General features: G+C 69.1%; 19 protein-coding genes and 1 riboswitch. Of the genes, 5 read left to right on the plus strand and 14 right to left on the minus strand.

All coding sequences use genetic code 11. The annotated features are described in order from the left end of the window. Nucleotides 1–108: 108 nt before the first annotated feature. The 3 genes from ACWDKQ_RS07605 to ACWDKQ_RS07615 all read left to right on the plus strand — a co-directional run bounded on the left by ACWDKQ_RS07605 (nucleotide 109) and on the right by ACWDKQ_RS07615 (nucleotide 3,526). The gene (locus tag ACWDKQ_RS07605) at nucleotides 109–1,446 is read left to right on the plus strand and encodes a hemolysin family protein (protein ID WP_450137941.1); all 1,338 of its coding nucleotides are present in this window, start codon (nucleotides 109–111) and stop codon (nucleotides 1,444–1,446) included. Continuing rightward, nucleotides 1,443–2,483 carry a hemolysin family protein gene (locus tag ACWDKQ_RS07610; RefSeq protein ID WP_450137942.1) on the plus strand — a complete coding sequence of 347 codons (1,041 nt, stop codon included), beginning with the start codon at nucleotides 1,443–1,445 and terminating at the stop codon, nucleotides 2,481–2,483. Before ACWDKQ_RS07605 ends, ACWDKQ_RS07610 begins: the two co-directional genes overlap by 4 nt. Before the next feature lie 167 nt (nucleotides 2,484–2,650). After that, nucleotides 2,651–3,526 carry a 3-methyladenine DNA glycosylase gene (locus ACWDKQ_RS07615; protein WP_450137943.1) on the plus strand — a complete coding sequence of 292 codons (876 nt, stop codon included), beginning with the start codon at nucleotides 2,651–2,653 and terminating at the stop codon, nucleotides 3,524–3,526. Here the strand turns inward: ACWDKQ_RS07615 and ACWDKQ_RS07620 are convergent, their stop codons facing one another. Further along, nucleotides 3,527–3,907 (minus strand): winged helix-turn-helix transcriptional regulator, encoded by a 381-nt coding sequence (locus tag ACWDKQ_RS07620; RefSeq protein ID WP_450137944.1) that lies wholly within the window; start codon nucleotides 3,905–3,907, stop codon nucleotides 3,527–3,529. Nucleotides 3,908–4,225: 318 nt separating this feature from the next. Then, nucleotides 4,226–5,458, minus strand: a complete 1,233-nt coding sequence (locus tag ACWDKQ_RS07625; RefSeq protein ID WP_450137945.1) for a Bcr/CflA family multidrug efflux MFS transporter — start codon at nucleotides 5,456–5,458, stop codon at nucleotides 4,226–4,228. A 137-nt stretch (nucleotides 5,459–5,595) separates the two neighbouring features. Here ACWDKQ_RS07625 and ACWDKQ_RS07630 point away from each other — a divergent pair, with 137 nt between their 5' ends. Continuing rightward, the gene (locus ACWDKQ_RS07630) at nucleotides 5,596–6,177 is read left to right on the plus strand and encodes a TIGR03086 family metal-binding protein (protein WP_450137946.1); all 582 of its coding nucleotides are present in this window, start codon (nucleotides 5,596–5,598) and stop codon (nucleotides 6,175–6,177) included. A gap of 98 nt (nucleotides 6,178–6,275) precedes the next feature. Here ACWDKQ_RS07630 and ACWDKQ_RS07635 read toward each other — a convergent pair whose 3' ends face one another. From ACWDKQ_RS07635 to ACWDKQ_RS07690, 12 genes are all read right to left on the minus strand, one after another. After that, a complete protein-coding gene (locus tag ACWDKQ_RS07635; protein WP_450137947.1) occupies nucleotides 6,276–7,055 on the minus strand; it encodes an energy-coupling factor ABC transporter ATP-binding protein in 780 nt (259 codons plus the stop codon). Then, the gene (cbiQ, locus tag ACWDKQ_RS07640) at nucleotides 7,043–7,810 is read right to left on the minus strand and encodes a cobalt ECF transporter T component CbiQ (protein WP_450137948.1); all 768 of its coding nucleotides are present in this window, start codon (nucleotides 7,808–7,810) and stop codon (nucleotides 7,043–7,045) included. Before cbiQ ends, ACWDKQ_RS07635 begins: the two co-directional genes overlap by 13 nt. Nucleotides 7,811–7,812: 2 nt before the next feature. Next, on the minus strand, nucleotides 7,813–8,154 hold the full coding sequence (locus ACWDKQ_RS07645; RefSeq protein WP_450137949.1) for a PDGLE domain-containing protein: 342 nt from the start codon (nucleotides 8,152–8,154) through the stop codon (nucleotides 7,813–7,815). Continuing rightward, the gene (locus ACWDKQ_RS07650; RefSeq protein ID WP_450137995.1) at nucleotides 8,151–8,822 is read right to left on the minus strand and encodes an energy-coupling factor ABC transporter permease; all 672 of its coding nucleotides are present in this window, start codon (nucleotides 8,820–8,822) and stop codon (nucleotides 8,151–8,153) included. Before ACWDKQ_RS07650 ends, ACWDKQ_RS07645 begins: the two co-directional genes overlap by 4 nt. Before the next feature lie 176 nt (nucleotides 8,823–8,998). Further along, nucleotides 8,999–9,268: a HesB/YadR/YfhF-family protein gene (locus ACWDKQ_RS07655; RefSeq protein WP_450137950.1), complete on the minus strand. Its 270-nt coding sequence runs from the start codon at nucleotides 9,266–9,268 to the stop codon at nucleotides 8,999–9,001. 162 nt (nucleotides 9,269–9,430) lie between these two features. Continuing rightward, a complete protein-coding gene (gene gcvP, locus ACWDKQ_RS07660; RefSeq protein ID WP_450137951.1) occupies nucleotides 9,431–12,325 on the minus strand; it encodes an aminomethyl-transferring glycine dehydrogenase in 2,895 nt (964 codons plus the stop codon). A 174-nt stretch (nucleotides 12,326–12,499) separates the two neighbouring features. Then, nucleotides 12,500–12,601: riboswitch (glycine riboswitch) on the minus strand. An 87-nt stretch (nucleotides 12,602–12,688) separates the two neighbouring features. Further along, the gene (locus ACWDKQ_RS07665) at nucleotides 12,689–13,261 is read right to left on the minus strand and encodes a MerR family transcriptional regulator (protein WP_450137952.1); all 573 of its coding nucleotides are present in this window, start codon (nucleotides 13,259–13,261) and stop codon (nucleotides 12,689–12,691) included. Nucleotides 13,262–13,499: 238 nt separating this feature from the next. Continuing rightward, nucleotides 13,500–13,976, minus strand: coding sequence for a bifunctional nuclease family protein (locus ACWDKQ_RS07670; protein WP_450137953.1), 477 nt, complete (start codon nucleotides 13,974–13,976; stop codon nucleotides 13,500–13,502). 392 nt (nucleotides 13,977–14,368) lie between these two features. Beyond that, nucleotides 14,369–14,836: a glycogen accumulation regulator GarA gene (garA, locus tag ACWDKQ_RS07675; protein ID WP_450137954.1), complete on the minus strand. Its 468-nt coding sequence runs from the start codon at nucleotides 14,834–14,836 to the stop codon at nucleotides 14,369–14,371. A gap of 133 nt (nucleotides 14,837–14,969) precedes the next feature. After that, the gene (gene gcvH / locus ACWDKQ_RS07680) at nucleotides 14,970–15,353 is read right to left on the minus strand and encodes a glycine cleavage system protein GcvH (RefSeq protein ID WP_450137955.1); all 384 of its coding nucleotides are present in this window, start codon (nucleotides 15,351–15,353) and stop codon (nucleotides 14,970–14,972) included. Between the two features lie 189 nt (nucleotides 15,354–15,542). Continuing rightward, nucleotides 15,543–16,256, minus strand: a complete 714-nt coding sequence (locus ACWDKQ_RS07685) for a CDP-alcohol phosphatidyltransferase family protein (RefSeq protein ID WP_450137956.1) — start codon at nucleotides 16,254–16,256, stop codon at nucleotides 15,543–15,545. A 171-nt stretch (nucleotides 16,257–16,427) separates the two neighbouring features. Next, complete coding sequence (locus ACWDKQ_RS07690; RefSeq protein ID WP_450137957.1) at nucleotides 16,428–16,688, minus strand: hypothetical protein; 261 nt, start codon at nucleotides 16,686–16,688, stop codon at nucleotides 16,428–16,430. 332 nt (nucleotides 16,689–17,020) lie between these two features. Between ACWDKQ_RS07690 and ACWDKQ_RS07695 the strand changes: the two genes are divergently transcribed. Then, nucleotides 17,021–18,901, plus strand: a complete 1,881-nt coding sequence (locus tag ACWDKQ_RS07695) for a propionyl-CoA synthetase (RefSeq protein ID WP_450137958.1) — start codon at nucleotides 17,021–17,023, stop codon at nucleotides 18,899–18,901. Nucleotides 18,902–18,913: the final 12 nt, after the last annotated feature.

The raw sequence follows: 18,913 nt of genomic DNA on the forward strand, positions 1-18,913 counted from the left end.
GACGTCTTCAGTGCCTGCGGCACAATCTCCAGAGGGCAGTACCGAGCCGGGACGTAGTCCCGGCTTTCCGCAACTGGTGGCCGATACCCCGTTCTGGGGTGGTCGGTGATGGACATCCTGTTGGCCGTTCTCGGCCTCGTTTTCGTTGGCGTGTTGACGTTGGGCACCGGGTTGGCGGTTGCCGCGGAGTTCTCGCTGACGTCCCTGGAACGCAGCACGGTGGACGCGCATGTGCGTCAGGTCGGTGACCGGCGTGCGAGGGCGGTGCGGAAGGCGCACCGGACGCTGTCGTTCCAGCTCTCCGGCGCCCAGGTCGCGATCACGTTGACCACGCTGGTCACCGGGTACGTGGCGGAGCCGTTGATCGGTGACCTGATCCGCCCGGCGCTGACCGCGCTGGGCCTGCCCGGTGAGGCGGCCGGGGCGGTGTCGCTGACGGCGGCAATCCTGCTGGCCACGACCCTGTCGATGGTCTTCGGGGAGATGGTGCCCAAGAACCTCGCCATCGCCCGCCCGCTGCCCACCGCCCGTGCCGTGTCGGGCTACCACGCCCGGTTCTCGCGGGCCTTCCGGTGGCTGATCGACGCGATGAACAACAGCGCCAACTGGGTCGTGCGCCGTTTCGGCATCGAACCCCAGGAAGAACTCCGATCCGCCCGCTCCCCCGAAGAACTCGGCTCGATCGTGCGTTCCAGCGCCGAACACGGAACGCTGGACTCCTCGACCGCGCAACTAATGGACCGGTCGCTGCGTTTCGGCGACCGCACCGCCGAGGAGTTGATGACCCCACGCGTCCGGGTGGAATCCCTGACCGCCGACGACAGCGTGATGGATCTGCTCGACATCGCCCGCCGCACCGGGTTCTCCCGCTTCCCGGTGCACGGCGCCGACCTCGACGAGATCCACGGCGTCGTCCACGTCAAGCAAGCGTTCAGCGTCCCCGCCGAACTCCGCGAAACGACCCCAGTGAGGTCGCTGGCCCGTCCGGTGCCGACCGTGCCGGAGACATTGGACGGCGATGCGCTGCTGAACCGGCTGCGCGGATCGGGGTTGCAGTTGGCCGTGGTGGTCGACGAGTACGGCGGTAGCGCGGGCATCGTGACCCTGGAAGACGTCGTCGAGGAGATCATCGGCGATGTCCGCGACGAACACGACCGCCGCGAAATCGCCGCTGTTCGGCAAATCGGCGACAACACCTGGATCGTCTCCGGGCGACTGCGCCCGGACGAGCTGGCCGAGTCAACCGGATTCGCCATGCCCGACGGGGACTACGAGACCGTCGCCGGCTTCGTGCTGGCTCGACTGGGACGCATTCCCGAGGTTGGCGACCACCTCACCCCGGACGGATGGCGGCTGGCCGTTACCCGGATGAACCGCCGACGCATCGCAGAACTGCGCCTCACCCACCAGCCGACGCACGCCGAGGCCGTGGAGGAAGTTCGATGAGCGACGGTTTCGCGATCGTGCTGGGTGTTGTCCTGTTGCTGCTCAACGCGTTCTTCGTGGGCGCGGAGTTCTCCCTGCTGTCCTCTCGCCGGGACCGGCTGGAAGCACTGCTGGCCCAAGGCAAAACCCGCGCCCGGGTGGTGATCAAAGCCAGCCAGGAAGGCTCGCTGATGCTCACCAGCGCCCAACTCGGCATCACCCTCTGCTCCCTGGGCCTGGGCCGCCTCGGCGAACCCGCCGTCGCCCACCAACTCCAAACACCGTTCACCACCCTCGGCATCCCCGACACCATCACCCACGCCGTGGCGTTCACCATCGCACTAGCGATCGTGGTCGTACTCCACGTCCTCGTCGGCGAAATGGTCCCCAAAAACCTCGCCATCGCCGAACCCGAACGACTCGCCCTCTGGCTGGTCCCGCCCCTGGTCGGCTTCGTCAAACTCGCCCGACCACTCATCGCCCTGTTCAACATGATGGCCAACACCGTGCTCCGCCTACTACGCGTAGAGCCCAAAGACGAACTCGACACCGCCTACACCTCCGCCGAACTCGCCGAACTCCTCGTCGAATCCCGCCGTGAAGGTCTCCTCGACCAATCCGAACACCGCCGACTCGCCCAAACACTGTCCTCAGTGGAACACACTGTCGCAGACGTCCTCGTCCCCCTGCCCGACCTCACCACACTCCCGCAACACCCCACCCTCGGCGACGTCGAACAAGCCGTCGCCCACACCGGATTCTCCCGGTTCCCCCTCCGCCGCGACGACGGAACACTCGCCGGCTACCTCCACATCAAAGACGTCCTCGACCAAGCCGGGCTCGACCCCGCAACCCCCATCGCCCCCGCCCGCATCCGGCGACTACCCACCGTGCCAGCCCACGCCCGCCTCGACCACGCCATGACCTCCCTACGCCGCGCGGGCAGCCACCTCGCCACCGCAACCGACACCACCGGCCAACCCATCGGCATCGTCGCCCTCGAAGACCTCGTCGAGGAATACGTCGGTACCGTCCGCGACGCCACCCACGTGCACTGACGGCCGGGGCCACCCATTAGCCGGTCTACCTGCAGCGGCCGGTGACCGGCGAGCACGACGTCTACCTGACCTTCGCCACGGACCAGTCCGGGGACTTTCTGGACCTCGACTGGTTCCCGTTCCACCGCTGACCGCCGCCGTACCGGCCTCGACTACCCTGACCGGCGATGATTGTGCTGTCCGAGCAGGAATGGCGGGTCCAGCAGGCCGCCCACCGTGAACGTGTCGCGCGCTGGACGCGGCCGCACCGCCAGCGCCAGCACCAGCACGAGAAGCACCCGGTGCTGGACTTCCTCTTCCAGTACTACTCCTTCCGCCCGGCTCGGCTGGAGCGCTGGCAGCCTAGCGTCGGCGTCGCGTTGGCGGGCGGCCAGGAGTTCCTGGCCCGCAAGGGGTTCGTCGAGACCCCGGAAGGCGTCGCGCTAGATCCAGCCGCGCTGACCGAGAAACGCCGCGGCAGCACCGAATTCGTGCTCGGCCTGCTTACCGCCACGGCGTCCCGCCAAGCCCAGCTCGGCTGTTTCGGTCTGCACGAGTGGGCCATGGTCTACCGGACGCAACCGGAGGAAATCCGACACGCCAGGTGGCCGTTGCGGCTCGGCCACCACGGCACCGACGAGGTCGTCGAATCGATGCCGATCAACTGCACGCACCACGACGCGTTCCGGTTCTTCACCCCGCAGGCTCGACCGCTCAACGCCCTGCAGCCCGAACGCGCCGACCAGGTGCGCCTGGAGCAGCCGGGCTGCCTGCACGCGAACATGGACATCTTCAAATGGGCCTACAAGCTGGACCCGTTCGTCGCCGCGGAGCTGGTCGCGGACTGCTTCGAGCTCGCGGTACGGATCCGGGAGCTCGACATGCGGGCCAGCCCGTACGACCTGCGCGACCTCGGCTACGAGCCGGTACCGATCGAAACCCCCGACGGCCGCGTCGACTACGTCAGACGGCAGCGCGACTTCGCCACCGAGGCCGCCGTCCTGCGGCAACGCCTGATCGACACCTGTCGCGAGATCCTCGACTGGGCCGCCCAGCCGATATGATCACCCTTCGTCGGCGGCGACGCGAGCGGCGAGGATTCGGTTGACGTTGCGTTCGGACCAGTCGGCGATCGCTTCCACCGGTCCGCGCAGCGAATGCCCGAGGTCGGTCAGCTCGTAGGTCACCTTCGGCGGCACCTCCGCGTACACAGTCCGGATCACCAAGCCGTCGCGTTCCAGCGCGCGCAACGTCTGCGTCAGCACCTTCGGCGCCACCCCACCGATGCCGTTGCGCAGCTGCGTGAAGCGCATCGGGCCGTCAGACAGCCGCGTCACCACCAGCACCGTCCACTTGTCCCCGATGCGGTCCAGCACCAGACGGGTCGGGCAGTTCGGATCCGTCAGATTGCCGCGCTTGAGGATGCTGTCGTCGCTGGTAACCATGCGGTACCTATAACACGTTCGAGCAGTCGGTTACAATTGGTTACTTCAAGGCCGGGACCCGCTGCTCCGCGGGCACCGCAGGAAGCGCTCTGGGCGGCCACCTCGCAGAACACGGTCGCGTTCCCGCCGAACGGCGCGACCGCGTACAGCTGCGGCATCGCGCGTCTGCAGCCACCGCAGCACCCAAACGTCCGCCGGGAACGCCTCGTAGCACCTGGGTGCCCTCCGCGACGCCAGGCTCGCTTCCCTACGTTGGGAGGGGCGCTACGCGCTCTACAACCGAACCGACCCCGCTGGTCCCTCGTCCAGTCCAGCTGGTCAACGCTGGTTGGTCTTCGTCGCCGTGCGGTCGCCCGCCCGCACTTCGGGACGGGTGCGACGGGTGAGTGCGAGGAACACCACGACCGCGGACAGCGACAGGGCTCCCATGACCACGCCCATCGGCAGTGCGGTGCCCGTACCCGCCGATCCCACGAGCGGCGCGGCGACGCCACCGGCCAAGAACTGCATGACGCCCAGCAGCGCCGATGCGCTTCCGGCCGTTTCCGGATGCCCGGACAGCGCCAGGGCCGTGGCGTTGGGAAACACCATGCCGACGCTCGAAGCCACCAGGAAAAACGCTGGCAGCAGCCCCGGCAGGCCCAACCCGAAGGCGGCGGACACCGCCACCGCGACGCCGCCAACGGCGTTGATGCCGAGCCCGATCGCCAGCAGCCGGCTCGGGGCGACCCGGGCCACCAGGCGGCCGTTGAGCTGCCCGACTAGCACGATGCCCAGCGAGTTGACCCCGAACACCACGCTGAACAGCTGAGGCGACATGCCGTAGACGTCTTGCAGCACGAACGACGAACCCGAGATGTAGGCGAACATCGCAGCGAACGCCAACGCTGCGGACAGCGAGTACCCGACGAACGCCCGGTCGCCGAGCAGCCCTGCGAAGGTCCGCAGCGTGCTGCCCAGGCTGCCGGGCCGCCGCGACTCGGTGGGCAGCGTCTCGCGCACGCCGAACGCGGTCGCCACCAGCAACACCACGCCGATCACGCCGAGTACCAGAAACACGCCGCGCCACGACGTCACCCGCAGCATCTGCCCGCCGATCAGCGGCGCGAGGATCGGCGCCAACCCGCCGACCAGCATGAGCAACGAGAAGAAGCGGACTATCGCCACGCCCGAGCACAGGTCTCGCACCACGGCGCGGGCGACGACGATACCGGCCGCACCACCAAGCCCCTGCACCAGCCGCAGCCCAGCCAGCGCATAAGCCGACGTCGCGACCGCGCACAGCAGCGACGTCAGGGTAAAAACCGCCAGACCGATCAACAGCGGCCGACGGCGCCCGAAGGTGTCCGACAGCGGCCCGGCGACGAGCTGCCCGAATGCCAGGCCGACCGTGCAAGCCGTCAACGACAGCTGCACCTGCGAGGCCCCGGCGTTCAGCTCGGAGGCTATCGCGGGGAAGGCGGGCAGGTACATGTCGATCGACAGCGGACCGAACGCGGACAACGCGCCCAAGACCAGCACGTACTTCACCCTGCGCTGTTGGTCCACCATCTGTCCGCCCCCCGTTGTGCTCGATGCCGACCGGCTACCGTAACTCCGGCGCGGGCAGCGGGCGGGGAGGGTGATGAAAATAGGCCGACGGAGGACTCTGTTCCACTGGAACAGCACACCCCGCGAAGGAGCCGCGAATGACCGACCTACCCGACCTGAGGCCAGCAGCCCAGCAGCTGGCGAGCCTGCTGGAGAACGTTGCCGACGAACAGCTCGCCGCAGCCACGCCGTGCACCGAGTACACCCTCGGCGACCTGATCGACCACGTCGGCGGGCTGTCGCTGGCGTTCACCGCGGCAGCCGCGAAGGACTTCTCACTGACCGGTGGGGGACCGTCCGGGGATGCCGCCCGACTTCCCGACGACTGGCGCACCCGCATCCCCGAGCAGCTGGCCGCGCTCGCCGAGGCGTGGCGGGAGCCGACGGCGTGGGAGGGCATGACGCAGGCCGGCGGTGTCCAGCTGCCCGGCCCGGTCGCGGGCAACGTCGCGATGAACGAGCTGGTGGTGCACGGCTGGGACATCGCGAAGGCCACCGGAGAGCAGTTCCGGTGCGACGCCGACTCGCTGACGGCGTCCCTGGAGTTCGTGTCCATGGTGGCCGCGCAGGACCGCGGCCAGGACAGCCCCTTCGGCCCGCCCGTCGAGGTCTCCCCGGACGCCACGCCACTGAACAAGCTCATCAGCCTCACCGGCCGCGCCCCTGCCTGGCCGGCATGAAACACCCGTGAGCACTTTTCGGCGCTACAGCACCGAAAAGTGCTCACGATTCGTACCCGGTCACCGCAGAATGCGGAAACCAGCAACGGGCGGCGAGGTCAAGGAATCCGGAAGCCGTAAGGCAGTTCGAGGCGGTGCGCGGCCAGCAGTCCGGCGTCGGCCAGCAGTTCCGCGGTGGGACCGTCCGCGACCACCAGGCCGCCGTCGATCAGCACGCTGCGCGGGCACAGCTGCAAGGCGTACGGCAGGTCGTGGGTGACCATGAGCATGGTGCCGCCCCATGCCAGCAGCACCTCGGCCAGTTCGCGCCGGGCCACCGGTTCGAGGTTCGACGACGGCTCGTCCAGCACCAGCAGCTCCGGCTGGCACGCGAGCACCGCGGCCAGCGCGACCCGCTTGCGTTGACCACCGGAGAGGTGCAGTGGCGAGCGGTCCGCGTGCGCGGCCATGCCCACCGCGCCGAGCGCCGACCGGACGCGTTCCGCCAACGCCTCACCGCGCAGCCCGAAGTTCGCCGGGCCGAACGCGACGTCCTCCCGCACGGTCGGCATGAACAACTGGTCGTCGGGGTCCTGGAACACCAGCCCGACGCGGCGGCGGATCTCCTTCAAGTTCTGGGAATCCACCGGCAGGCCACCGACGTGGATGTTGCCCGACTCGGCCCGCAGCACGCCGTTGAGGTGCAGCGTCATGGTCGTCTTGCCCGCGCCGTTGGGACCGAGCACCGCGACCCGCTCCCCCGGTTCGACGCGCAGGTCCACGCCGGTCAGCGCGCGGTGGCCGTCCGGGTACCGGAATGCCAGCCCGGAAACCTGCAGCGCCGGGGCGGGATCCGACTCGGCGGTGCGCTCCGGCAGGGATTCGGTCAGGTGGTCCACAAGGCGACTCCCAGTACGACTGCGGCGACGGCCGGTGGCGCCATGCCCAGCCACCACGCCGCCGATGATGTCCGGCGCGATTCTCCCAGCTCGGGCATCGCACCCTGCCAACCCCGCGACACCATCGCCAGGTGCACGCGCTCGCCGCGCTCGTAGGACCGGATGAACAGGCTACCGATCCCGCGTGCGGTCGCGCCGATCTGCCACAGCAACCGCGGATCGTGACCGCGGCAGATCCGCGCGACCCGCATCCGCTTGGCCTCGGCGACGATCACGTCGGCGTAGCGCAGCATCAGCGTGATGATGGTGATCAGCAGCCTGGGCGCGCCCAGTCGCTGCAGGCCGACCACCAGCTCCCGGGGCGCGGTCGTGGCGGCCAGCAGCAGCGACGTGGCCAGCCCGAGCGTGCCCTTCACCAAGATGTTCCAGCCCGCCAGCAGCCCCTCGGTGGACAACGCGATACCCGCCACCTCGGTCGTCGCGCCGCCCGCGGTGAACGGCAGCACCAACGCGAGCACCACGAACGGCACCTCGATCAGCAGGCGACTGGCCAGCCAGCGCGGCGGAACCCGGGCCGCCAGCGCCAGCCCGAACAACAGCACGGCATACCCGCCGAAAGCCCAGAACACCTCGCGCGGCGTCGCCACCACGCACAGCACCACCAGGAAAGCCGCCACGATCTTGACCTCGGGCGGCAGGCGGTGCAGCGCCGAATCGCCGGGCAGGTGCAGCGCGCTGGCGTGGCCGGCACCCACCGCTATTCGCCTCCGGTCCGGCGGCGCAGGCCCCAGAACAAAGCACCCGCCGCACCGAGCGTGAGCACCGCGCCGATCACGCCGGCCAAGCCGGTCCAGCGGTCATCGCCACCGATGGTGTAATCCGCCAGCGGACCACCGGACAGCGCGTGGTCCTGGGCGTGCTGCGCGATGCACTGGCCGTCCAACCGCTCGCCCTGGCCGGTCTCGACCACTATGCAGCCGCGCTGGGTGACCGCGTCCAGGCCGTCCGGGTCGGAATCAGCGAAGTAGGCGACCCCGCCCGCGATGACGAGGATGAACAGGCCGAAAACCAACAGGAAATGCCGATTCGGCGCGCTCATCGCACGTTCTCCTTCGTCCGCTTCCCGATGCGCAACAGGTGGACCAGGTCCGGTCTGGCGGCTGCCACCGCACCCACCGTGGCAGCCGTGATCACGCCCTCGCCGATGCCGATGAGGCAGTGCACCCCGACCACCGCGAGCGCAGCGGTGCCCGTGCCGTAACCAGCGGCGCCGCCGAGCGCATATTCGATGACGAAGCCACCGGCGGCGGCGACGGTGTTCACCCAGGCCGCGACGAAAGCAGTCACCAGCAACCCGGTGCGGCTGCGCAGCGCGAGGCGGCGGAGCGCGAGCGCGACGAGGCAGCCGACGGCGGTCCCGATCAGCGCCATATTGGTGATGTTCGCGCCCAGCATGGTCAGCCCGCCGTCGGCGAACAGCAGCGCCTGCACCACGAGCACGATCGCCACGCACAGCGCGCCGACCCACGGCCCGGCAAGGATCGCCGCCAGCGCCCCGCCGAGCAGGTGCCCGCTGACGCCGGGCAGTACCGGGAAGTTGATCATTTGCGCGGCGAAGACGAACGCGGCCACCAGCCCGGCCATCGGCGCCGTCCGGTCGTCCAGGTCGGCCCGCGCCTTGGCCAACGCGACCGCCAGCCCGGCGATCGCCACGACCGCGAACAGCAGCGCCGTGTGCGCGTTTAGCAGCCCGTCACTCATGTGCATGGCGAGCGTGGTGGTCTGCACGACGCATTCCTCCAAACCTGAGCAGTTGCGTATCGAGAGTAGTTGCCCCAATGCCGCTATCACCAGTACCTGGCAGGAGTCTTAGATCGCAGTTCGGCGCGAAAAAACCGTCGGCCCAGGCAAAACACCCGGGCCGACGGTTCAAGTCCCTTCGGTCAGTCGCGAACGGCCAGCGCCAGTTCTCCGTTGGCGTCCCGCTCGGCGTCCAAAACCTTGTCGCCGAGCAACGTCGCGACCTGCGATTCGAGGAACACCCGCACGCCGGATTCCTCGATCACCTCGTCGCCGTCCTGCGGTTCGTCGGCAATCGACGCCTGCAGGCCCTGCTCGGCCGGCGCGATGCGCAGGCCGGAACCTTCCGGAGAGTCGCCGCCGACGAGGACGAGCTTGATGACCTCCGCCGCGCTCTCACTGATGGTGAGCATTGCTCCACTTCCTCTCGGAGCCGGTCAGGTGAAGGGGCCACCGTGTCACCCCGCCCGCACCGCACGCAAACCGAACTCGACCGGGCGTGTAGCACCCACCCCGAACGCGGAAGCGCCCCATCGCAAGAGCAGGCCGGAGGCGCTTCCACCGAAGGACGTCCCTCAAGCCTGGTAGGCGTCCAGGGGCGGGCAGGAGCAGACCAGGTTGCGGTCGCCGCGTGCCCCGTCGATGCGACGCACCGGCGGCCACACCTTCACCACATCGGTGCCCAACGGGTAGGCCGCTTCCTCGCGGGAGTACGCGTGGTCCCAGTCCTTCGCCAGCGAGGCCGCGGTGTGCGGAGCGCCCACCAGCGGGTTGTCATCGGCCGGCCACTGCCCGGCGACGACTTTGTCGATCTCCGCGCGGATGGCGATCATCGCCTCGCAGAAGCGGTCGAGCTCCGCCAGGTTCTCGCTCTCGGTCGGCTCGACCATCAGCGTCCCGGCCACCGGGAATGACATCGTCGGCGCGTGGATACCGTAGTCGGCCAGCCGCTTGGCGACGTCGTCGACGGTAATTCCGCTGGTCTTGCTGATCTGCCGCAGGTCGAGGATGCACTCATGCGCCACGAAGCCGCCCTTGCCGGTGTAGAGCACCGGAAAGTAGTTGTTCAGGCGACGGGCGACGTAGTTGGCGGTGGCCACCGCGGTCAGCGTCGCGCGGCGAAGACCGTCGGCACCCATCATCCGCACGTACGCCCAGGAGATCGGCAGGATCGAGGCGCTGCCCCACGGCGCGGCGCTGATCGGGCCGACGCCGGTGACGGGTCCGGCTGCGGGCTGCATCGGGTGGTTCGGCAGGAACGGCGCCAGGTGCTCGCGCACGCCGATCGGGCCGACGCCCGGCCCGCCACCGCCGTGCGGGATGCAGAACGTCTTGTGCAGGTTCAGGTGCGAGACGTCGGAACCGAACTTGCCCATCCGCGCCAGGCCGATCAGGGCGTTGAGGTTCGCCCCGTCGACGTACACCTGGCCGCCCGCGTCGTGCACCAGGCCGCACACCTCGCGCACGGTGTCCTCGTACACGCCGTGCGTGGACGGGTAGGTGATCATGATCGCGGCGAGGTCGTCGGCGTGCTCGGCGACCAGCCCGCGCAGGTGATCCAGCTCGATGTTGCCGGCATCGTCGCAGCGGACCACGATCACCCGCATCCCGGCCATCACGGCGCTGGCGGCGTTGGTGCCGTGCGCGCTCGCCGGGATCAGGCACAAGTCCCGGTCGGCGGCACCACGGCTGCGGTGGTAGGCGCGAATCGCCAGCAGCCCGGCGAACTCGCCCTGACTACCGGCGTTTGGCTGCAGGCTCACCGCGTCGTAGCCGGTGACCTCGGCCAGCCAGGTCTCCAGGTCCTTGACGATCGACAGCAGCCCCTCGGCGTCCTGCGCGGGCGCGAACGGATGCAGCGAGCCGAACTCCGACCAGGTGATCGGCTCCATCTCGGCCGTCGCGTTGAGCTTCATGGTGCACGAGCCCAGCGGGATCATGCTGCGGTCCAGCGCGATGTCCTTGTCCGAGAGCTGCCGCAGGTACCGCAGCAGCGAAGTCTCGGAGCGGTGGGTGTGGAACACCGGGTGCGTCAGGTACTCCGAGGTGCGCTCCAGTGCCGCGGGCAGCGCGTCCGGCGTCTCGATGTCTAGTTCGTCGGCGTCGCCGCCGGTGACGCCGAAGGCCTGCCACACCGCCGCCAGGTGCGCCCGCGTGGTGGTTTCGTCGCAACTTATGCCGACGTGGTCGGCGTCCACCCGGCGCAAATTGATGCCGCCCCGGCGGGCCGCGGCGACGACGACGTCGGCCTTTCCCGGCACCCTCGCAACGACGGTGTCGAAGAACTCCCGGTGCAGCACCTCGATCCCGCCGCGGCGCAGCTGCTCAGCGAACACGGCCGCCATCCGGTGCGCGCGGGTCGCGATGGACCGCAGCCCGGTGGGGCCGTGGTACACGGCGTACATCGACGCCACGACGGCCAGCAAGACCTGCGCGGTGCAGATGTTGCTGGTGGCCTTCTCGCGGCGGATGTGCTGTTCTCGGGTCTGCAGCGCCAGCCGGTAGGCCTGGTTGCCGTCGGCGTCGACGCTCACGCCGACCAACCGGCCAGGAAGCTGCCGTTCGAGTCCCTTGGCCACGGCGATGAATCCGGCGTGCGGGCCGCCGAAGCCCATCGGCACCCCGAATCGCTGGGTGGTGCCAACGACGACGTCCGCGCCGATCTCGCCCGGCGAGCGCAGCAGCGTCAACGCCAGCAGGTCGGCCGCGACGACGACCTTGGCGCCGCGCCGGTGCACCTCGGCGATGATCTGCTCCTGGTCGCGCACCGCACCGGAGGCACCCGGGTAGGACAGCAGCGCGCCGAAGAACTCGCCCGCCGGCAGCGCCTGCGCGCCGGCGGACAGGTCGGCGACGATGACCTCGATGCCCAGCGGCTCCGCGCGGGTCTCGATCACCGCGATGGTCTGCGGCAGCGTGTCGGCGTCCACCACGAACCGCGGCGACTTCGACCGGCCCGCGCGGCGCACCAGCGTCATGCCCTCGGACGCCGCGGTTGACTCGTCGAGCATCGACGCGTTGGCCACCGGCACCCCGGCCAGATCGGCCACCATCGTCTGGAAGTTCAGCAGCGCTTCGAGCCGACCCTGCGAGATCTCCGGCTGGTACGGGGTGTAGGCGGTGTACCAGGCCGGGCTCTCCAGCACGTTGCGTAGGATGACCGGCGGCGTGACCGTGCCGTAGTAGCCCAACCCGATCATCTCGGCGTGCGGGCGGCAGCGGCGCGCGAGCTCGCGCAGCTCGGCCAGTGCCTCGGATTCGGTGGCCGGCCCGGGCAGCGCCAGCTGCAGGTCGCCTTCCCGGATGGTGTCCGGCACGGCGTTCTGCCCCAGCTCCTCCAACGAGCCGACGCCGATCACATCGAGCATGCGGGCAAGCTCGGCTGGCATCGGCCCGACGTGGCGGTCGGCGAACGGCGTTCCGTGCTCCAGGGCGGCCAGTGGAATGCGATCTTGGGTCACGTCGGTCATCGCCAAACCTCAATCGTCGCGGCGGGCAAAGGGCGGCAGAACAGCCGCAACTGCCCTGCTCTCCCCCTCTGTCGCTGTCCGCGAAGCGAACGCCTGAGAGCTTCACCCGTGAACCAGGCTTGCACCGTCGGCGGGGTGCACCACAGCCGTGGTGCGCCCTCTTTCCAGAGGCATCTCGCCCGTGCGGTCCAGGTGGCCTGAGAGGTTGTTGGGGAGGTTTGCTCCTTCGGCGCCGACCACGGCCAAAACCGGGCCGGACTCTCCCGCACGGGGTCGGCGATGTCTCGCAGTTTACCCGATCAGGGCCCCGAACGGACCCGCGATGTCACCGGTCGCACACCACCCGACCGAGGTCGGCCGCGATCAGCCCGTCTCGACCTGCCGGTCGCGCCGGCGGCGGGACAATTCGTCGTCGACCAGCGGCACCAGCTCGCCGCCGTCGGCCCGCTCGGCCGGGAAGTCGTGAATTGTGCCGCTGATCTCGCGCATCGCACCGCTGACGGCGATGCCGAACACCCCTTGGCCACCCTGCAGCAGGTCGACCACCTCCTCGGCAGAGGTGCACTCGTAGACCGTCGTCCCGTCGCTGAACAGCGTGAGCCGGGCCAGGTCCTGCACTCCTCGGTTGCGCAGGTGCTCCACCGCGACCCGAATGTTGTGCAGCGACACCCCGGTGTCCAGCAGTCGCTTGACCACCTTGAGCACCAGGATGTCCTTGAACGAGTAGAGCCGCTGCGAGCCGGAGCCGGCGGCGCTGCGGATGGACGGGCCGACCAGCTTGGTGCGAGCCCAGTAGTCCAACTGGCGGTAGGTGATGCCGGCGATCTGGCAGGCGGCCGGACCCCGGTAGCCGACCAGCTCGTCCGGCAGTGCGGCGTCGGGGAACAGCTCGCCCTGCTCCGCGGCAGCATCCCGGTTGGACGCTTCCTCGACCACGCCTGCCTCCCCTCGTCCGGCACGAAGCCGACGACGATCACCAGCTCCCGGACCGTCCCGATCCGGGGCCGCGAACACCGCCCAGCGGCCGAATCACACCGGGGCAATTCGCGTAAGTTCGACGGTATGCCTGCCCTGCGGGGAGGTCAACGCGACGCGCGGGCCCCTAGACCACCCGGCCCCCGCCTGGCAGCGCACGGGCGGGGGCCGGGATGTCTCGTCGGGTCGATCAGCAGGCTCAGGTGTCCGCGCCGCGGAAGTCCTCCGGCGACACGGAGTCGAGGAACTCGCGGAACTTCTCGACCTCGTCCTCCTGCTCGTCCGGGATGATCAGCCCGGCCTCGTCCAGCACCGATTCGTCGGCGTGGATCGGCACCCCGATGCGCAGCGCCAGCGCCACCGAGTCGCTCGGCCGCGCCGAGACCCGCACATCCCCGTCGAACACCAGCTCGGCGAAGAAGGTGCCGTCCTGGAGATCGGTGATCCGAACCTGTTCGAGGTCGCGCCCCAAGGCCCCGATGACGTCCTTTAGCAGGTCGTGGGTCAGGGGTCTCTGCGGCCGCACACCCTGCTGCTCGAGTGCGATGGCGGTCGCCTCGACCGAGCCGATCCAGATCGGCAAGTAACGCTCGCCGTGCTCCTCGCGCAACAGCAGAATCGGCTGGTTTGCTGGTAGTTCAACTCGCACGCCGACGACGCGCATCTCGCTGCTCATCGTCACATCGCCTCCTCCAGCGCGCCGAAGCGTGACATCCCCGTCGAGGATCGCGCACCGACGCCTCCGACGCTACCCGCGTTGCGGCGGACACGCCCATCCCTTTAGCGGTCTGGTCGACCACCGAATTCGCGGCCTTCCTGCCGGTGCATCTGGCCCGAACCGCTGGCTGAACTCCTCATCGAGCATTACCAGCACGATACACCGCCCACCGCCCCGCTGGGTCGGTGGAATGAAGACCGCTACAACGCGGAAACCGGTTGCGACGTCGGGAAATTCCCCGCGCGAGGATGCAGTTGCTCTCGGCTGCGCAGTACCTTGACGCGCCAGCGGGGCGACGCCACTTCGGCGCCGCCCCGCTGGCGGGTCGACAAGTCGTTGCCGGGGCGTCCTCAGCGGGCGCCCGGGCCCCCATCGATTGGACCAGTAAGAAACACCAGCCGGAACTTCCCGATCTGCACCTCGTCACCGTTGGCGAGCACCGAGGTGTCCACCGGTTCACGGTTGACGTAGGTGCCGTTGAGGCTGCCGACGTCTACGACCACGAAGTCGTTGCCCTCGCGCCGGAACTCGGCGTGCCGGCGGGAAACCGTGACATCGTCGAGGAAGATGTCACTGTCCGGGTGCCGTCCCGCGCTGGTGGTCTCCCGGTCCAGCAGGAATCGCGACCCCGCGTTGGGGCCGCGCTTCACCACCAGCAGGGCGGACCCTGCGGGCAGCGCATCGACCCCGGATGCGGCGGCGGGCTCCCGGGACGCACTCTCGGTGCTTTCCGGCTCCGAGAGGAAGGGCCTGAAGACCGAGGTGGTCTCCGGTGACTGCTCCGGCGGAACGTCGCCGTGGCCGGGGAATTGGCTCACCTGAGCTCTCCTCTACGCGGATAGATCGTGCCAAGTATGTGCCCAACGTACCGTGCAGGTACAGGCGCGGAACGCGGGACTCCCGACATGTTCCTCCCGGACCCCGACAGTCCGACGATCTTGCCTGGTCGGATCAGGATTCGGTCAGCTTCTGGTAGGCCTGTGCGTCGAGCAGGGCGTCCAGCTGGGCCGGGTCGGCGAGCTTGAGCTCGACCATCCAGCCGCCCGCCAGCGGTGCCGAATTGACCAGCTCCGGTTCGTCCTCCAGCTGGTCGTTGCGGGCCACCACCTCGCCGGTCACCGGGGCGTAGATCTCGGAGACGCTCTTGGTCGACTCGACCTCGCCCATCGACTCGCCGGAGGTGACCTGCTGGCCGAGTTCCGGCAGCTGCACGAACACCACATCGCCCAGTTGCTGCTGGGCGTATTCGGTGATCCCGATGCGCACCGTGTCGTCGGCGGTGCGCTGGATCCACTCGTGCTCTTCGGTGTACTTGATCTCGTCCGGGGCCGCCACGTGGTCCCGCCTTCCTGGTCCGTTGGTGCTGTGGATCACCGGCCACGAGGTTCACGTGATCGGCTCGGCGAGCGTATTCACCACGCGACACAGGCCGCAAGGCGACCCTGGAGCGCATGACGCACCAAGGGCACCTCTTGCCGATTTACTCAGCGGGAGATGCCCTTCGCGCGGGACGACCGACGGTGCTCAGACCGGTTTGGCGCGGGCTTGGTGGACCGCCGCCACCACCTGCCCGAGGTAGAGGACGCCGGCCCACAGGTAGAGCGCGCCGCCCCAGCAGGTGAAGGCGTAGGCAATCGGGCGCACCACATCGGACAGCGCGAAATCCTCCTGCACCAGCAGCAACAGCGGGAACGCGTACATCAGGCAGAAGGTCGCGGCCTTGCCGAGGTAGTGCACGTCAGGCGGCTCGTAACCGTGCCATCGCAACACCGGCAGGCACAGCGTGAGCACCACGTCACGGATGACGAGCGCGGCGGCGACCCACCAGGGCACTACGTCGCGCAACACGAAGGCGACCAGGGTGGCGACTATGTAGAGGCGGTCGGCGGCCGGGTCGAGCAGTTCGCCGATCCGGCTGTACTGGTTGAGCCAGCGGGCGAGCTTGCCGTCGAGCCAGTCGGTGATGCCGCTGATCACCAGCACCAAGAGAGCGAGCAGGTCAGCCTTGGGGCCTAGTAGCAGCCAGAGGAACACTGGCACGCCGGCCAGCCGGATCACGCTGAGCAGATTCGGCAGCGTCCACCATGGGTCGGCCCACACGCCAGCGGCCGCCTCCCGGATCCGGGCTATGCCGGGATCAGGTCGTCCTGCTGCGGGTTCCTGGCCTTCCGGACCGGCGTTCATCCCGCCGTCTCCACTCGTGGTGTTCTCCGTGGTGCGCTCAGCATCCTGCACCACGAGCCTCCCCTGAATGGTTGTGCGTCCTGACCCCACTTCGGACGCAACTTGTGCATCCCGACCAGATCAGGGTCTCACATTCCTCGCACAACACACTTGGCGGCCGGGCTCCCGCGAAGCCGGTCGATCGGGCTGCTCCGCGCGGCGGGAGCCGTCGGCCACCGGCGCGGGCTAGGCCTGCCTATGGCTCCAGCCGCGGCGGCGGAGGTCAGCATCCGTGAGGAACCGGGCCCGACCTCGGTCGTCGACGCCCGCCCAGCGGGCCCCGGTGGCCCCTTCACGAACATAGGAATGGCCGCCGCTCCACACCACGCTGCACGGCGCGGTGGGCAGTTCGGTGGACGAGCTGCGTGCGGGTTCAACCCCGGCGGCAGCGTAGTCGGCGAACTGGGCGGCGGATGCCTGTGAAGACAGGGCCGGTTCCGTGCTCATCGTTGTAGCACCTCCGATTCGGTTGTCGGCGCGATGCGCCGTGGTGTTAGCCCGATCATCGACTTTGGATTGATTGTGTTCGGCCGAGCACGCTCTGTCGCGTCGATCCGCCGACCCAGCGCCAAACGGACACGTTGTGTCGCCGAAGTGCATCCGGATATCCGAGCGGCGCTCAGCGCGGCCGAAGTCCGGTCACCGCTCGTCTGGTCGGCAGTGTTTCGGTTGTGACAAAAAGCGTTTCGCACATCGCTGCAGGGACCCTGGCGCAACTCCACGTTGTGCGGTAGGACCACAGGCAACATCGCGGTGCAAGCGGCGGGAGGACTGTGGTCATGGGTGCGTATGCCGAGGCCTACCGGCGGAGTCTCGCCGACCCGGAGGGCTTCTGGCTCGACGCGGCGGCTGCGGTCGAGTGGGAGCAGGCACCCTCGCGAGCCTTGGACGCCGCCGGGGACCCGTTCTTCCAGTGGTTCCCCGACGGCGTCCTCAACACCTGCTTCAACGCGCTGGACCGGCACGTCCGCGACGGCCGCGGCGCGCAGACGGCACTGATCTGGGATTCGGCGATGACCGGCGAGGTGCGCCGCTGGACCTACCGGGAGCTGCTGGACCGGGTGGCCCTGTTCGCCGGGGCGTTGCGGGCGCAGGGCGCCGAGCCGGGCGATCGCGTCGTGATCTACATGCCGATGATCTCCGAGGCCGTCGTGGCGATGCTGGCCTGCGCGCGCATCGGGGCGGTGCATTCGGTGGTCTTCGGCGGCTTCGCGCCGAAGGAGTTGGCAGCGCGCATCGACGACGCCCGCCCGACGTTGATCGTCGCGGCGTCGTGCGGCCTGGAGCCGAACCGGATCGTCGAGTACAAGCCGATCGTCGACGAAGCGCTGCGAATGACCGAGCACCAGCCGAAGCGGGTGATCGTGTTCCAGCGCGAGCAGGCCCGCGCTGAGCTCGGCGAGCGCGACGTGGACTGGCAGGACGCGCTGGCGCAGGCCGAACCGGCCGATTGCGTGCCGGTGAAGGCAACCGATCCGCTGTACGTGCTCTACACCTCTGGCACCACCGGGCGCCCGAAGGGCGTAGTGCGCGACAACGGCGGGCACGCGGTCGCTCTACGCTGGTCGATGGCCAACATCTACGACATCGGGCCGGGTGACGTTTTCTGGACCGCCTCGGACGTCGGCTGGGTGGTCGGGCACTCCTACATCGTCTACGCACCGCTGCTGACCGGGGCGACGACGGTGGTCTACGAGGGTAAGCCGGTGGGCACGCCGGACGCCGGGGCGTTCTGGCGGGTCATCGCCGACCACCGCGTCAAGGCGCTGTTCACCGCGCCGACCGCGTTCCGGGCGATCAAGCGGGTGGATCCGAACGCGGAGCTGCTGGCCGCCCACGACATCACGAGCTTGCAGACGCTGTTCCTGGCTGGCGAGCGGCTGGACCCGGAGACCTACCACTGGGCGTCGAAGCAGCTCGGCGTGCCGGTCATCGACCATTGGTGGCAGACCGAGACGGGCTGGCCGATCTGCGCGAACCTGCGCGGGCTGGACCCGATGCCGGTCAAGGCGGGCTCGCCGACCGTGCCCGTGCCCGGCTACGACGTCGTGGTGCTGGACCAGTCCGGGCAGCCGCTGCCTCCGCAGACCGACGGTGCGATCTGCATCAAGTTGCCGCTGCCGCCGGGCACCCTGCCGACGCTGTGGGGTGCCGACGAGCGGTTCCGCGAGTCTTACCTGTCGCGCTACCCCGGCTACTACCTCACCGGCGACAACGGCTACATCGACGCCGACGGCTACATGTTCGTGATGGGCCGCACCGACGATGTGATCAACATCGCCGGGCACCGGTTGTCGACCGGCTCGATGGAGGCGGTGCTCGCGGCGCATCCGGCAGTCGCCGAGTGCGCGGTGATCGGGGTGCACGACTCACTGAAGGGCCAGGTGCCGCGCGGGTTCGTGGTGCTGAAGTCCGGTGTGGACATCGCCGAGGAGACGCTGCGCGACGAGCTCATCGCGGCGGTTCGGGCGCAGATCGGGCCGGTGGCGGCGTTCCGGGACGTGGCGGTGGTGGACGGACTGCCCAAGACCCGCTCCGGGAAGATCCTGCGCAAGTCGATGCGCGAAATCGCCGACACCGGCGACACCAAGGTGCCCTCCACCATCGAGGACCCGGGGGTGCTGGACAAGCTGCGGCCGGCGCTGCGCGGCGAGGGGTAGGCGCGAAGCCTC

The organism is Saccharopolyspora sp. NPDC000995, assembly GCF_053599315.1.

Excerpts from the sequence above, each read along its gene's own strand:
- ACWDKQ_RS07605 (WP_450137941.1), top strand. The coding sequence starts at position 109 with ATGGACATCCTGTTGGCCGTTCTCGGCCTCGTTTTCGTTGGCGTGTTG.
- ACWDKQ_RS07610 (WP_450137942.1), top strand. The coding sequence starts at position 1,443 with ATGAGCGACGGTTTCGCGATCGTGCTGGGTGTTGTCCTGTTGCTGCTC.
- ACWDKQ_RS07615 (WP_450137943.1), top strand. The coding sequence starts at position 2,651 with ATGATTGTGCTGTCCGAGCAGGAATGGCGGGTCCAGCAGGCCGCCCAC.
- ACWDKQ_RS07620 (WP_450137944.1), bottom strand. The coding sequence starts at position 3,907 with ATGGTTACCAGCGACGACAGCATCCTCAAGCGCGGCAATCTGACGGAT.
- ACWDKQ_RS07625 (WP_450137945.1), bottom strand. The coding sequence starts at position 5,458 with ATGGTGGACCAACAGCGCAGGGTGAAGTACGTGCTGGTCTTGGGCGCG.
- ACWDKQ_RS07630 (WP_450137946.1), top strand. The coding sequence starts at position 5,596 with ATGACCGACCTACCCGACCTGAGGCCAGCAGCCCAGCAGCTGGCGAGC.
- ACWDKQ_RS07645 (WP_450137949.1), bottom strand. The coding sequence starts at position 8,154 with ATGAGCGCGCCGAATCGGCATTTCCTGTTGGTTTTCGGCCTGTTCATC.
- ACWDKQ_RS07650 (WP_450137995.1), bottom strand. The coding sequence starts at position 8,822 with ATGCACATGAGTGACGGGCTGCTAAACGCGCACACGGCGCTGCTGTTC.
- ACWDKQ_RS07655 (WP_450137950.1), bottom strand. The coding sequence starts at position 9,268 with ATGCTCACCATCAGTGAGAGCGCGGCGGAGGTCATCAAGCTCGTCCTC.
- gcvP (WP_450137951.1), bottom strand. The coding sequence starts at position 12,325 with ATGACCGACGTGACCCAAGATCGCATTCCACTGGCCGCCCTGGAGCAC.
- ACWDKQ_RS07670 (WP_450137953.1), bottom strand. The coding sequence starts at position 13,976 with ATGAGCAGCGAGATGCGCGTCGTCGGCGTGCGAGTTGAACTACCAGCA.
- ACWDKQ_RS07690 (WP_450137957.1), bottom strand. The coding sequence starts at position 16,688 with ATGAGCACGGAACCGGCCCTGTCTTCACAGGCATCCGCCGCCCAGTTC.
- ACWDKQ_RS07695 (WP_450137958.1), top strand. The coding sequence starts at position 17,021 with ATGGGTGCGTATGCCGAGGCCTACCGGCGGAGTCTCGCCGACCCGGAG.